General features: G+C 50.0%; 7 protein-coding genes and 4 tRNA genes. 4 read left to right on the top strand and 7 right to left on the bottom strand.

The genetic code is table 11. The features are described 5' to 3' along the window. Positions 1-51 precede the first annotated feature (51 nt). The 4 genes from ABYK60_RS06310 to ABYK60_RS06295 all read left to right on the top strand — a co-directional run bounded on the left by ABYK60_RS06310 (position 52) and on the right by ABYK60_RS06295 (position 489). Positions 52-128 (top strand) — tRNA-Arg (locus ABYK60_RS06310). A gap of 36 nt (positions 129-164) precedes the next feature. Further along, a tRNA-His gene (locus ABYK60_RS06305) sits at positions 165-240 on the top strand. Between the two features lie 23 nt (positions 241-263). Next, positions 264-340, top strand: a tRNA-Pro gene (locus ABYK60_RS06300). Between the two features lie 72 nt (positions 341-412). Next, a tRNA-Pro gene (locus tag ABYK60_RS06295) sits at positions 413-489 on the top strand. Positions 490-776: 287 nt separating this feature from the next. Here ABYK60_RS06295 and ABYK60_RS06290 read toward each other — a convergent pair. The 7 genes from ABYK60_RS06290 to ABYK60_RS06260 all read right to left on the bottom strand — a co-directional run bounded on the left by ABYK60_RS06290 (position 777) and on the right by ABYK60_RS06260 (position 14,789). After that, positions 777-2,696, bottom strand: a complete 1,920-nt coding sequence (locus ABYK60_RS06290; protein WP_372871095.1) for an EAL domain-containing protein — start codon at positions 2,694-2,696, stop codon at positions 777-779. 7 nt (positions 2,697-2,703) lie between these two features. Then, positions 2,704-3,411, bottom strand: a complete 708-nt coding sequence (locus ABYK60_RS06285) for a transglutaminase-like cysteine peptidase (protein WP_372871094.1) — start codon at positions 3,409-3,411, stop codon at positions 2,704-2,706. Between the two features lie 17 nt (positions 3,412-3,428). Next, positions 3,429-4,034 (bottom strand): OmpA family protein, encoded by a 606-nt coding sequence (locus ABYK60_RS06280; RefSeq protein WP_372871093.1) that lies wholly within the window; start codon positions 4,032-4,034, stop codon positions 3,429-3,431. After that, on the bottom strand, positions 4,034-5,362 hold the full coding sequence (locus ABYK60_RS06275) for a TolC family outer membrane protein (RefSeq protein ID WP_372871145.1): 1,329 nt from the start codon (positions 5,360-5,362) through the stop codon (positions 4,034-4,036). The genes ABYK60_RS06280 and ABYK60_RS06275 overlap by 1 nt, the downstream gene beginning before the upstream one ends. A gap of 90 nt (positions 5,363-5,452) precedes the next feature. Beyond that, positions 5,453-6,835 carry an HlyD family type I secretion periplasmic adaptor subunit gene (locus ABYK60_RS06270; protein ID WP_372871092.1) on the bottom strand — a complete coding sequence of 461 codons (1,383 nt, stop codon included), beginning with the start codon at positions 6,833-6,835 and terminating at the stop codon, positions 5,453-5,455. Beyond that, positions 6,832-9,009: a type I secretion system permease/ATPase gene (locus tag ABYK60_RS06265; protein ID WP_372871091.1), complete on the bottom strand. Its 2,178-nt coding sequence runs from the start codon at positions 9,007-9,009 to the stop codon at positions 6,832-6,834. The genes ABYK60_RS06270 and ABYK60_RS06265 overlap by 4 nt, the downstream gene beginning before the upstream one ends. An 89-nt stretch (positions 9,010-9,098) precedes the next feature. Further along, positions 9,099-14,789 (bottom strand): VCBS domain-containing protein, encoded by a 5,691-nt coding sequence (locus ABYK60_RS06260; RefSeq protein WP_372871090.1) that lies wholly within the window; start codon positions 14,787-14,789, stop codon positions 9,099-9,101. Between the last annotated feature and the right edge of the window lie 13 nt (positions 14,790-14,802).

Below are 14,802 nucleotides of genomic sequence, written 5' to 3'. Positions count from 1 at the left end.
CTGGACTCAGGAACAAATACCTCCTACTATATGCGGCGCTGACACGGCAGGGCACCCATAGCTCAGTTGGATAGAGCGCACCCCTCCGGAGGGTGAGGCCGAGGGTTCGAATCCTTCTGGGTGCGCCAGTTAGATTCGACAGTGTCAGCAAGGGAAATTCAGTGGTGACTGTAGCTCAGTTGGTAGAGTCCCGGATTGTGATTCCGGTTGTCGTGGGTTCGAGCCCCATCAGTCACCCCACTTTCCTCAGAAGGTAAAAACGTCGGTGATTAGCGCAGTCTGGTAGCGCATCTGCTTTGGGAGCAGAGGGTCAGAGGTTCGAATCCTCTATCACCGACCACTTCTGAAAAAGTCCAGTCAGAATGCCACTCGGCATGTTTTTTGTTTCTGGCAATCACATGCTCAACTATGTCGGTGATTAGCGCAGTCTGGTAGCGCATCTGCTTTGGGAGCAGAGGGTCAGAGGTTCGAATCCTCTATCACCGACCACTTTCTATAATTCCTGTTCCAAATTCTGTTGCTTCTTGTGGTTATTCGTTGTCCATCGTCATGCTGGAACTCAGCGAGGCACTCTTAAACAAAGTGATTTTTTATCACCGTCACCATTGTGACGGTTTTGCAGTGCTTTGACGCACTTAGTTGTAACGCACTTAAATCCGCTTTATTTATTGGGTCAATATTGCCTCGTGCATCGAATTGGGAAACGCCAGCGCCGATGGCAATTAAGCCAAAAAGAAAGGGTGCCCAGGGCACCCTTTTGCGTAGAGCTGTGCGCCTTAATCAACAGCCACAGGCGGGGCAATAAAGCCTTGATATGCCGTGGTCTTAAGCGGAATGAAGCGTTCCAGCTGTGGTTTTTCCTGAATACCGGTGACAATTACCTGTATTTCCAGACCCTTTGCCACGTTAACCAAGGCGCGACATAGCTCGGCATTGTGTTGGTTTTCGTCATAATAGGCAAAAGATTGATCCAGTTTAACGTAGGCTGGCCTCAATGTTTGTAAGTAGGACATTGAGCCAAACTGGCGGCCGAAGTGGTCGATACCAAACCTGGCGCCATTATCGCGGATGATGGCGCACAGGGCTTCACAGGCTTCTGGATTGCTGTAGACCCCCGATTCGGGTATATCGAAACACAGCCGCTCTGCCAATGGGGTAGAACGCAGGAACTGTTGTAACCACTGATGGAACTCGGTATCTGTTAAACTCTGGTGGGTCAGGTTTATGGCCAGTGGCTCGAAATTACGGGTCAACAGGTGGATATCATTAACTTTCTGGATAAGGCACTTATCCAGTACTGAGCCAAGCGACAGCAATTCCACGTAGGGCATAAATTGCCCTGCATGAGCAAGCTTATCGCCGATTTCCAGCTGACAGTATAGCTCCCGCTGGAGTAAGCCAGCCCCATCACTGAGTTGAATGGGTTGCCAACGGAATTGGAACAGCTTGGCATTGATTGCACTGGAGAGCTTTTCGCGCCACTGTTCACGGGTGAATAGCTGTTCTTCGTTGGACTCAAACCAGTGGTAAACCTTGCCGGATTTAATCGCATTTTGCAGGGCGTTATCTGCCTGGGCGAGCATGTCAGATGCGGTCATTGAGCCTATGCGTTCTGCAATACCAATGGCAAATTGCTCATTAGCTTTACCTCCGGCTTTGGAGATCTCCTGATTTACGGTGCGAATAAGAGTTTGTAAGTATTTACTGATCAGTTCTTTATCGACATCAAAAACCAAAAAGGCAAATTCGAAAGCGGCAATACGCGCCACAACCCCAGGGGCAATTTCCTCCAGTTGACTCTGAAGTTTCTCTGACAACAGTTTGATGGTTTCATCACGTACCTGATAGCCATATTTGGCGTGTACTTCTTCCAGCCAATCAAATTTAGCCATAAACATGGCACCACTTCCCGGTTCGGATAGCCAGCTATTAAGGCGACCTACTAAATATTGGCGATTTGGCAGATTGGATACCTGATCTACGAGGTTCTTTTTGCGAAGTGAGGTCACTTCTTCATCGAGGGAGCTGAAGATCTGCTTTAGCTGTACAGACATACTGTTAAATGCAGTAACCACTTCTCTGAGCTCTTGCGTTTTGGGGACTGCAAGCTCTGGCCCGAATTGGCGGTTGGCAACACTCTTTGCATGGACTGAGAGAATGTGCAATGGTTTCAGGATCCAGCTCAAACCAAAGCGAGCCAGGAATATGGTAACTAAAAATAATATTGAAAATACTATGATGGTATTGGTCAGAATCCGCCACAATTCATGGTAACCAAACCCGGGGTGGGCGGTAATTTCCAATTGAGCGAGCTGTAGCCAACCAGAGGTGATAGTGGTTTCTTTTTTGATGGTGCCAAATATTCCGAAGTCGATAAACCACTGAGGGACATCTTTAATTTGTAGTGAGTTATTCCATTCTTGCTGCTTGCCATCCACAAGCCAGGTCAGCTTGACTTGTTGGTAGTAACCGCCTTCAAAAATGACATTAATCAGGGTTTCTGCGGTGGCAATATCACCGGATTCTAAAGCAGGCACCAACAGCAGACCAAGTGAATTGCTGACATTGTTCAGGTCAGATTCCATTTGGTTGCTCAAAAAACTTTTGGTCTCTGTAAACTGCACGTAGGCAAGGCTGGTGATTACCAATAAAAACAAGCCAAACAGTAGCGAGTACAGCTGTCGAAACAGTGTCATGCGGTAATTACTCCAATCTCATTTTGGGTTGTCTGAGTCTCTCAACGCCCAACCGGCGGGTTAAATCGGACCATTTTTCCAGCCTTGAGGACGAACCTGCGAGCTCCCCCCGTCCCCTTTCTTTGTTTAACCACAGTTGCTTACCGTTAAAGCTGTAGACAGGCAACAAATCCCGTCTTTGGGTGGCGGGCTTGATAGCTTTGTCCAGATTATCCAAGACCAAGGGCACTGAACCAGGCGTTTCGTAATACGCTAACACCATGTGATATTGGTTGACCGAGGTTGCCTTTACCATTGTTATCCTGAGTTTCTCGTCAGGTATGCCCAGTTGCAGCAGTGTAAAGTATTTGGCGATGGAAAAATCTTCGCAGTCGCCCCCGGCCACACCAATAAATTCCATAGGTGTTGCCCAATAGTTGGATTCACCCCATAGCTTTATATCGTCGACAAAAGTGAACAGGTTGAAAAAGGTATTTACCTTGGTCAACTTCTCTTCGTTGGTTAAATTCTGTGCTGAATCAACAACCTGAAACCATGCATTGGCACGCTTACCCGCTCTGGGACCGTATTTGCTCTCCAGAGTAGAGATAATGTGGTCACGGTTCAGCTGGGTGCTGGACTGTGCCAGCAGACAAATTCCCAGCATAACCGTTGCCGACAGACTCTGCCGGCAGACTTTCATTATTCGTTGGCTTACTTCACGCCTGCCTGTCATGGTTTTGGGTCAGCACACTATTTCACTTCCTGGTCAACAGTATATATAGTCCACTTCATATCGGCAGCAGTATCTTCACCGGTGATCTCAGCAATTACACGTCTGTTTCGCGTATGTGCCATAGGGGTATCTGATGGATCTACCGGGCGGTCAAAGCTATAGCCAATTGCCGTTAGACGTCCTGCATCGATACCAAACTGCTGTGTCAGTGCTGCAGTTACCGCATTTGCACGGTTTTGTGACAACTCCTGATTATGCTCATGGCTGCCGGTACGACTGCAATGGCCTTCAATAGTTACCTTGGTATTGGGATACTGGCGCATAAAGGATGCCAGCTCTTCTAACTGCCCATAGTATTGTGGTGACAGGTAGAAGGAGTCGTTTTCAAACAGCACTTTCAGTTCGCGACGTTCATTGATTGGCTTAATCTTGCCGCAGCCGTAATTATTAATGGCAGCACCAAGCACGGTACCCGCGCAGCGCTCTCTGGCTTCAATCACGCCATCGCGATCGACGTCGTTAAGGTCATGAACCTGGTTGGTTGGAGTGTCCATACTGACGGTATCGCGCATTGAGCACGCACCGAGCATAGACATTGCCAGTAATAGATATAAGGCTTTCATTAGTTCGCTCCTCCTTCGTAATTGCGCTCACCATTCCATGATTCCGGACGGGTGACTCTCAGTGAGTCGAGTAAGCGGCCGGTGGCATTGAGCACTCTGTACTTGGCAACGATTTCGTCGAATTCTGCCTGCAGGTAATCTTTGCGGGCCTCAAACAGTTCATTTTCAGTGTCGAGCAAATCAAGCAAGGTTCGTTGACCCAAATTAAACTGCTGTGAGTAAGCCACTTGGGTATCTTTGGCTGCAACGACATGATCGCGAATGTATTGTTTTTGCGGGGTCAACAATTCATAGGCGTTCCAAGCCAGGTTGGCGCCTTCAACGACTTCACGATAGGCGCGCTGACGAATTTCCTTGGCTTCGCCTATCTTGTAGGCTGCTTCTTTCTCTCGGGCTAAATCTTTACCGCCGGCGAACAGATTGTATCTGACTCTCACCATAGCCAGCAGGTCATTGTTGTAGCCGTTAACATTTTGGCTTGCAATGATGCTCTTGCCATCTTCGCCACCGATGTCATTGTTCCAGTTGCCTTCAAGCTCTAACGTAACTTTTGGGTAATAGTTGGCTTGGGCAGAGGAGCGTTCATGCTCAGCTGCGTTAATGTCTGCAGCCGCAGACTTGAGTATGGGGTGATGCTCCTGAGCCAGAGTGACTGTGCTGGCGAGATCTGCTGGCAACATGTCTGCATCGGGAACCGGAATAATCATATCTTCCGGTTCCATTTCAACAACTCTCAGGTATTGAGCCTTGGCGTCGAAGAAATTATTACGAGCTGCGATAACGTTGGCGTTGGCTCTGGCCAAGCGGCCTGTAATCTGAGACAGATCCGCAATCGAACCCAAGCCTGAATCGGTACGCTGTTTGATCTGATCATAGATGTCCTGGTGAGTTTTGAGGTTTTTCTCAGCCAGTTGCAGTACTTGTTCTGTCCGCAAGTAATTAACATAGACTTTGGACACATCAAGAGCCATATCTTCAGCGGCAGAGAACAGTGCCCATTGATCAGCACTGGCTTCAAAACTGTATCTGTCTACTTCACTGCTGGTATAGAAACCATCAAACAGCATTTGTTTGATACTGATACCAAATTCGCCGCGATCCAACTCGACTTCATCTTGACCACGACGGCGGGTAGCTGGACTGTCAGTATTTTCATATCCATAGCCACCTGTGATGTCTATGGTTGGCATATAGCCGGCAATGGCTTGATTAACCTGTTCTTCCCTGGCTTTGAAGCGATTGAAAGCCACTCTTAACTGCGGATGTGTGTCCAGAGTGTGGGCGACAGCTTGCTCCAGGGTTTGGCTGGAAGCTGTAGCCGGCAGCATCAAAGCGCCGACAGCGAGCGCTAATGCACTGCGCCTTAGCTGCAGTATAAGTTTATCGTTCATTTGAAACCCTCCCGGTTTACTGGTTGCCTAGCGCTCTCTGAGCGCATTCTCTCTGGCTCTAAGTATTGGATTTAATATGTACTCAAGAATAGATCTTTGTCCTGTGATCACATCGACTGATGTCAGCATCCCAGGAATAATTGGCATCTGTGTGCCATCTTCCTTCATTAAATTAGACTCTTCAGTCCGAACCCGGATGAGGTAAAAGCTGTTCCCCTCCTCATCCTGAGTTGTATCGGCACTGATGTGTTCTACCGTCCCATCCAAACCACCGTAACGAGTAAAATCATATGCAGTGACCTTCACTACAGCCGGTAACCCGGGATGTAGAAATGCGATATCTTTGGGGCTGATGCGAGCCTCAATTAACAATTTGTCTTCGGATGGGACGATTTCAATAATGTCTACACCGGGCTGGACTACACCGCCCAACGTATTGATGTGTACTGTTTTTACTGTGCCATTTACCGGTGAAGTAATTACAGCTTTACTGACCTTATCCTGTGCCCCCACTTGTGCTTCATTCATCCGCGACAAGCGTGTTTGCAGCTCACTTAGCAGGGAGCGTGCATCGCTGGCATAAACAAATACGGCTTCACGGCGTTTGAGTATGGCCTCATCCAAGGTGGCTTTGGCCTTGGGTTGCATCACTCGCAGGGATTTCAGTTCACCCTGCAGGTCGTTAACCGTCCTTTGTAGCTTGAGCAGTTCAACCTCGGGCACTATGCCCTTAGCGGCCAGAGGCTTGGTCAACTCCAATTCGCGGCTGATCAGCTGATAACTGGTGGTGAGGGTGTTTATCTTGGATGCCAGCTCCTCACTCTCCTGCTGCCTTTGCTGGATCTGTCGGGCCAGAATTTCGAGTTGGTTTTCAAGGTTTGATAAGCGGCCGTTATATTCGGCCTCATGGCGTTCTACAAGCTCCGGCTTGTCGGCCACCAGATTGCCGGGAAATTTTAGCGGATGCTTGGTGATCCTGACCTGCTCGCGCCAGTCGTTGGCCATGTCAGACACCTGAATGCTCTCAAGTTCAGCTTTCAGGCGGATAACTGTGGCTTGCAGGCTATAGACTTCCTGCTCCTGCTGCGCAAAGTCAGAGCGAAAACGCGTATCATCAATACGTGCAAGAGGTTGCCCCTTTGTGACCATATTGCCTTCGCGAACAAAGAGTTCCTGCAAGATGCCGCCGTCGAGACTTTGTATGACTTGCACCTGAGAGGAGGGGATTACCTTGCCGCTGCCTACAGTGACTCTGTCTAATTCGGCAAAGTGAGCCCAAAGTAAAAATGCCAGAGAAAAGCCTGCCAAAGCCCAAATTGTCAGACGGTGGTTGGTGGGGGTATCTGCCATCAAGGCACCATAGATATCATCCACCATTTCCAGATCCTGAGTCGTTAAATGCTTGCTCATGACTTCTGCCCTCCCGCCAGCAAGCCCAGACTCAACTTCTCCAGCACCTCTGCTTTGGGGCCGTCTGCCAGAACATGCCCACGCTCCAGGACTATGATGCGATCCACCAGTTTCAGCAGATGCATTTTGTGGGTGATGAGCAGCAGTGTCCGATCCTTGGTGACATGCTCCATCGCGCGGATAAACTGCTTTTCTGCCCGGGCATCAAGGCTGGCTGTAGGCTCATCCATCAGCAATATTGGTGGGTCATTTAGCGTCGCGCGCGCGAGGGCGACTGTCTGGCGTTGGCCTCTTGAAAGTGCCTGTCCGCCTTCGCCGACCTGCTGATCAAGTCCTTCGGATTCAAGATTGGTAAACAAGCTGACCCCAGACAGTTGTACAGCTCGAATTAATTGATGTTCTGAAACTTGGCGTGTTCCAAAAAGAATGTTGTCACGAATGGAGCCATGAAATAAGACGACATCCTGAGGTAAGTAACCGAAGTTTCTTCTCAAGTCACTGGGGTGGATTTGGGCGCTATCCAGACCGTCATACCTCAGACTTCCGCTCGTTGGTTGATAAAGTCCGACCAGCATCTTTGCCAATGTACTTTTACCGCTGCCATTACGTCCTATGATGGCTACTCTTTCACCCGGTTGGATAGAAATGCTTACCGGATGTAGAACAGGTTTTTCTGAGCCAGGGTAATTGAAACCAACATGATCGGCTTCAATTTTTCCCAGTAGTCTCTGTTTGCTGGTGAGATGGCCCTTGTTTTCAAATTCATCTTCCTGGGTCATGATGCCATCGAGTTGGCGCAGCGCACTGGCAGTATGATTACCCCGAGTAAGCAAGTTGGCCAGCTGCGCCATGGGGGAGATAGCGCGACTGGAGAGCATCACTGCAGCAATGATCCCCCCCATTGATATTTCATTATCTGCGACCCGGTAAACCCCCAGAATGACAACGCTTACGACAGTCAGCTGCACTATAAAGTTAGCGGCGTTGGCTACGGCGTTGGTTAATTTTTTGGATTTGAGCTGCCAGGTTGCCGTGTGGCCAATCATTTGTTGCCAGGACTTCTGTACCAAGCCTTCCGCGCCATAGGCTTTGATTGACTCCAATGCCGCAAGGCTCTCGATAAGATGGCCATGCTTCAGGCTGGAAAATTTGTTGCTTTCTTCTATCGCAGCTTTAAGTTTCGGTTGGATATACAAGGTGTAACCAATAATGATAAGGCCGCCAATCAGAGGTACCAGAGCTAAATCTCCCGCCACTATGTAAATTATCAGCAGGAAAAACACCGCAAAAGGCAGGTCAACCAAAGTCGTGATGGTTGCTGAGGTAAGAATATCTCTGATGCTGTCAAATTCACCAAGTTGCTTTGCCATGCCACCAACACTTGGGGAACGTTTAGCAAGAGGGATCCCAATAGCTTTGGCAAATAGCCTTGATGAAACTATAATATCGACCTTTTTTCCTGCAACATCAATCAGATAGCTCCTGAGTTGTCGCATGACCAAGTCAAATATATAAGCAATGGCTGCCCCAATAGCCAAGACCCAAAGCGAATCAAATGCAAGGTTGGGAACGACCTTGTCATACACATTCATAATAAAAAGAGGGGAAACCAGGGCAAACAGGTTGACCAGAATGGACGCGATCAACACATCTCGGTAGATGGGCGCCGCATCCTTGAGCGTTTGCCACAACCAGTGATGCCGGGTGTCATGACGGTAGACATCGAAACCCATGTCCCCACGGTATTGCTGTTTTACCAGAAATAAATAGCCAACATAAATGGCTTCCAAGGCCTCAATCGACAGTGTTTCTTCACCTCCTGTTTCTGGAAGCTGAATGACGGCAATGTCCTTATCATGATCGAGCTTGCGCAATAAACAGGCTTTTTTATCTTTTAACAACAGAATGCAGGGCAGCATAATGTCTGACACCTGATCTAACCCTTTCCGTGTCAGTCGTGCGCTTAATCCAGCCCTGGCCGCTGCCTGAGGTAACAAATCGGGCGTCAAAAGTGCGCCGCTAATAGGCAAGCCTGCCGCCAGTGAGTCACTGGAGCAAGGGCTTCCAAAATATTCAGTGAGGAGTACAAGACTATCGAGTAAGGGATCAACAGTGACCCTAGTGGAAGCAGAGATAGTCCATTGCTCCTGCTTTTCAGAGGCAGTAAGAGACACCTTTGGTTGTCACCTTTGTATTTTTTGAGATGCGCTAAGTATCAACCAAGGAGAGCGATATTGCTACCGCTCTCCCGGGCTTTTACCTGTTAAGGTAAATAGTTACCGCTGAATGTATGGCTCTGTTCATCCAACGACGTGGAACCGCTACTCACCGGTTGAACACCTGGGCTGTCTGACGTGGTATCAATGATGAGAGGTCCGTGTCCATCACCGAGCAGACCATTGATGATGCCGGTCTCGTTCGATGCGTCGACATGATATACGTCCGCCAAATCGACGCCGTCCAGCACGATACGTTGATCGACCTGACCATCCCTGTTGGCATCTATCTCAATGGTGGTTGAACCATTTTCAATAGTGAAGCTCAGGAAGCTTTCGAGGCTGTGCTGATCTTCACCCTGAAGCAAGTCACTCAGATCCAGTTTGTCATGCTCGATATCGAAGTCGATTAAATGGTCTGTGCCCTTATCACCAGCTTGCCAAACAAAGGTATCAGCCCCTAAACCGCCAATCAGGGTGTCATCACCCAGACCACCAATCAGAGTGTCGTTACCTTCACCGCCCAGCAGCAGATCATTGCCAGCCCCGCCGAACAACTGGTCGTTGCCACCCTGACCAAAGAGGATGTCGTTGCCCTCCCCACCATAGAGCTTGTCATCACCATCATTCGCTCTGGAGACATCAAACTCACTGGCATGAGTACGAATGTAATTATGTACATCCCTTACGCTGATGTTTTCAGGGCTTTCATTGGTTTTCACAGCAACATATTTTTGCAAGGCGGCGTAACCTTGGCCTTGAATATCAGCGAACTGAACCAAGTCGCCAAATATGATGTCATTGCCAGCGCCGCCGTTGCTGAGATCATTGCCTTGCAACAGCGATGTCTCGCTACCAATGATGACACTCGCCAGATTGCTTACATCAATGTTGGCTCTTACCTGACCATCGCTGTCGTAGAGAGCAAGGTTGCTGGCATTGATGCCACTGCCAAGCCCAATGGTTTCAACAGTTGAAAGGGCGCTCAACAAGCTAAATGCAGCTTGTGCAGCAGTTGCAGCACCAGCTGAATCCGATGCAGCAAGGGCGATGTAATAATTGCCGCTGGCATCTTTCTGGAGCTGGCCGATTTGCACCGGTGAATGCCAACCTTCGTTGCCCTTCTGTTGCCACAGGTAAACAACGCCTTGGCTATCAATAATCTGATGCCCATCATAAACAAGTGCCTTGCCTGGCTGGTAATGACTGATTAGCTTGTCAAGGTTGATGTCGTTTTTATATTTATAATCAATGACTTTGATTTCGCCCGCTGGTGTATTTTTCAGATACTGATTTGGCTCACCATCGGTGATAAAGAACGTCAGATTGGTGCCGCCATTGCCTGCAATAGCGTTACTGTTGAACCAACTCACCGCCGATTCGAAAGCAGACTGATAGTTGGTTCTGCCGTAGCTGTCATCCTGGATGCCCTGCAATGCGGCGTTTAAGCTCTCCAGTGCTCCAGGGTCAGCGAGGTTCACCGACAAACTGAAATTGGTGTTGGTAGAAAAATCCGTCAACAGCAGGTTAATGGTGCCGGCATGTTCTCCTTTGGCCGAGTTGGTAAGCTCTTTGAACACCAGCGCAAGCTGATTTTTGGCCTCGGTAATACTACCTTCCATGCTGCCCGATGTATCGAATATGAAGGCAAGGTTGTAGTCTTCACCGGCTACTACTTGGAGGCCCTCTACATCGCTGACAATGATATTGTGGAGATCGTTGCCATCTATGACATCATCGCCCGGATTATGGTTCTGATAGCTGAACTTCTCTAACGGATCATCTACCCCAATCACGTTTATCGTGACGGTGGCGGTATCGGTTGCACCATCAGCATCAGTAATGGTGTAACTGAAGCTGTCGGTAGCCAGTTCACCTGCAGTCAGATAATCGAAGTGGCCGGCAGGATCGTAGCTATAGGTACCGTCAGCATGCAGGGTGAGCAAGGCGCCACTTGGCAATGTGACAGTCTGTCCATCGCTAATGGTTGCTCCGTTTACACCTGTGATACTGAAACTATCACCCTGCTGGTCGCTGTCATTGGCAAGCAGACCGTTTGCAGGATTCGTGACTGAGAGTGTTCCATCTTCCTGAACCAAAATAGCGCCTTCACCAAGAGCTGGGCCTGTGACGCTTAATGATGTCAAATAGTAGTCCGAAGAATCACCGTTAGTTACAGGGTTTCCGTAGTTGATGGCCTCGAATACCAAGGTGTCAAATACCACATTGCCTGTATTCAGAACAAACTCACCGCTGTTGCCATTTGTTGTGCTGAACACTTCAGTGGCAACCAGTTGACCGTTGTAGTAAGCCTTCCACACTCCCTGCTCGCCGCCGCTTTCAGTGTGATACATGTTGGACACATTGAATGCAACATGATTGACCAAGCCGTTGAACTCAAATACCAGAGCTTCGGAGCGGCCTGTTTCGGCATCGAATTCTATCTGCCCTTCAATCTGTCCGCTGCCACGTGGTGAGCCCGCTACGCCGAGCTTATTGGCATCGGAAGAAATATTAACGATTCCGGCAGACCCATCGGCATTGAGGGCACTGATGGTGAACAAGGGGCTGCCGTCGGTAGCTGTTGGGATAACCCAAGCGCTGCTTGCACCGGCAGACGCCGAATAAACCATGCCTGCACCGTCATCCACAGCATCGACGGTGTTAAAGTCAACAACCCTAACCTCAACGCCAGCGCTGACACTGTGGCCGTTGCCATCTACGCCAACCACCTGAATACCCGAAATACTTAATTCATCGACGCTGATGTTGTGGGGCAGGTTGCCCAGCAGTTCGGCCGTAACTTCCACACCGCCTTCCTCACCAGCAAGTATGGTGTCGCTGTTCAGTGTCAGTGCAATTACCGCTTTGCCGTTTGGCAATGAGCCTATTAACTGACCATTGCTCTCGCTCCAACTCAGCGGGAAGTTTTGGTTCAGGCCGTAGACTTTAATGCCTGAGGTGTCGCCAAAGCTGAATTGTTGTAAGTCAGAGTCACCAGCTTTGAAGCGCAAAGTCTGGGTGTCGATGTCATGCTGACCATCCAGCAGTTTTGCCTCGTTCAGCGTGGCCAGAGCAATTGGCGTAAAGGTTAGCGGCGTACTGTCGGTGGCATTCAGTTGAACCGTGAAGTTGCTCTCGCTGCTGTCACCGTCGCTATCCAGAATGTCTGCAACAAACTCCAGTGTGGTTCCATTGGTGTCGACAGTAATGCTGCTAGAGGAGAAGCCCTTGAGGTTAAAGTCGGAGCCACCGTTGGCCTTCATAAAGTCCAATTGAGTGAATTGAACAACACCTGCAGCCAGAATCTGGTTACCAAGTGTTGCACCTGTACCCGTCAGGGTGACAGTTATCGGCTGACCATTTGCATCTACGCCATGAACGGTAACGGTAACATTGCCATTATAGGTGCTGCCGTTATTGGTGGTGAAATGCAGGTTATCGAAGCCAACCACAGCCTTATTGAAACTCAGTGTCAGCGTCTCTCCTGCACCGATATCTTTGCCTGCGCCCACACCTATACCATTGGGGCTGGTGTTAACTGTGGTCGCCCCTCTGCTGTCTGTTGCAGTGAGAGTACACAGAAGATCATCACCGGACACTAGGCTACCTTTAACACTGCCATTGACCAGGATGAACAGATCTTCATCGTTCCCGCCAGGGATGCTGCTGGAGATCTGGGCAGTGGTTTGGCTGATGGTGGTAATAGATGTCTGCATATCCAGGGTGTAGCTGCCACCATTGGGATCCATACTCAGGGTGAAAATCAGATCCTGATTGGTGCCGCTGGCTCCCCAGGCTGCGCTGATATCACTGGTATAGGCGTACAATACATCTGGATTTGCCGGGTCGACAAAGTAGTAAATTGTTTGGCCTGCAGTGGTCAGCCCCGAGTCACCAAAGGTCGCACCGTTGGCCCAGTCTGGGACATTCTTCAGCAGGCTGGCACTGAATGAATCGTTGCCGGTATTGTCGCTGCCATCGGCACCGGCGACGGTAACTGTCCCGGTGATGCTTGTGCTGGAGGCGTTATTACCAGCACTGTTGCTGACTGAGGCATCGACCTGATCGTCACTGATGGTGACCGACAAGGTGTTGGACAGCACGCTGCCATCGGCTCCGACGGCTTCAATCACAATGCCACTGATCAATGCGTCAATATTGATTTCTTCGCCGTTAAGACCAAGCTCGTTGGCCAAGTGCTGTAAATTGTCCTGCAGTGTCACTGTCACAGTGACATTGCCAGTATCGCCAGCGGCAATATCGGCACCACTCAGAGATAGTTCCAGCACAGCGATGCCATTGAGCTTGCCTACCAATACAGAACCATTGGCTTCCCAAGTCAGTACACTGATAAGACCCGCAATGGCGATGCCATCAGTGCTGCCGAATCTGAAGCCTGAGAGAGTGCTGTTACCGGCGGTAAAGCTGACATCGGCACTGGAGGCAGTATTGACTGCACCACGCAGATCCGATTCATGTAGTGTTACATGGGTGTTCTGAGTACCAATAACACGGGCGCTGTCGCTACCTTGGGCCGAGGTATTGTTGTTGACGTCGGTTTGGGTTGCAGTGACAACAATCTCTGCACCCACCGCTGGAGCCGTTTCGGTCCAGGTCAGTGTCTCGCTGCCAGCATCAAAGCTGTAGCTGCGACCATCACTGGCAGTCACGGAGTTAGTGTTGGTATCCCAGTTCAAGGTGACGCTCTGGCCATTGATGGTCAGAGTAACAAAGCCACCTGCGACAAACTCGTTGCCATCAATATTGACGCTGATCTGTACGCCTTCACCACCGCTGGCAATTTCACTGGCTGTCAGCAGGCCATCGCCTGGGATGCCATCGTCAATAATGGTGACCACTGGGGCTGAGGTAGGTGTGTCATCCACATCCAGCTCGTTCAATACTACATTGATGTTGGTTGTGGTGTGGCCATCAAAGGCGCCTACAACCAGATTGTGAATGTTTGCAAGTGCTTCAAAATCATTAGCTACTGCCAAAGCACCCGCTTCAGTCAGGGTGATTGCGCCGGTGACGGAATCGATGGCAAACCAGCCATTGTCATTACCACTGACAAAGGTGTAGCTGATGTTGTCACCATCCACATCTTCAGCATGCACGGTACCAATCACTGTGTTGGCAGCGCTGTTTTCCTGATAGTCGAAGCTGTAGCTGGTGCCATTTTCCGCATTTGGCGTGGTGAACACAGGTGCATCATTGGTGCCGGTAATGGTGATGGTGATGGTGTGCTCGGTGCCATCGGCACTCAATACCACGAAGGTTTCAACCTTGGTCTCGCCTTCAGCGAGGTATTGCACGTCGGCGTTGGCGACGTTGTAAGTCCAGTTGCCGTTGGCATCAATGGTGAGGCTGCCCAGCGCGCCCTGGCTTGGTGTGCCAGCGCCTGCCTGGAAGACCGATTGACCGGCATCAGCATCATCAATGGTGAGGGTACCGGTGTCAGTCAGTGTTGGGTCGCTGGCGTCTTCAGTAACAGCGCCGCTGTCATCACCGGCGATCACCGGCATATCCTCGGTGCCCACAATGGTGACGGTGATGGTGTGCGTGGCCGTGCCATCGGCACTGGTGACCGTGATGTCACGGGTCAGTGTCTCACCGGCCTTGAGTGACTGCACGTCGTCATGGCTGTTGTTGAGGACGTAGGTCCAGTTGCCATTGGCATCGATGCTGAAGAAACCGTAGTTGCCATCGGCCACGTTGCTCTGCACCTGGAACACGGCTTCGCCGGTG

Origin of the sequence: Shewanella sp. (assembly GCF_041630135.1) — a bacterium.
Taxonomy (GTDB): domain Bacteria; phylum Pseudomonadota; class Gammaproteobacteria; order Enterobacterales; family Shewanellaceae; genus Shewanella.
The sequence above is the reverse complement of the archived record's forward strand: the minus strand, read 5'-3'. Positions and strand labels throughout refer to the sequence as shown.

What these genes read in the sequence shown, in the direction of transcription:
- ABYK60_RS06290 (WP_372871095.1), bottom strand. Translation starts at nt 2,696, where the DNA reads ATGACACTGTTTCGACAGCTGTACTCGCTACTGTTTGGCTTGTTTTTA.
- ABYK60_RS06285 (WP_372871094.1), bottom strand. Translation starts at nt 3,411, where the DNA reads ATGACAGGCAGGCGTGAAGTAAGCCAACGAATAATGAAAGTCTGCCGG.
- ABYK60_RS06280 (WP_372871093.1), bottom strand. Translation starts at nt 4,034, where the DNA reads ATGAAAGCCTTATATCTATTACTGGCAATGTCTATGCTCGGTGCGTGC.
- ABYK60_RS06275 (WP_372871145.1), bottom strand. Translation starts at nt 5,362, where the DNA reads ATGCTGCCGGCTACAGCTTCCAGCCAAACCCTGGAGCAAGCTGTCGCC.
- ABYK60_RS06270 (WP_372871092.1), bottom strand. Translation starts at nt 6,835, where the DNA reads ATGAGCAAGCATTTAACGACTCAGGATCTGGAAATGGTGGATGATATC.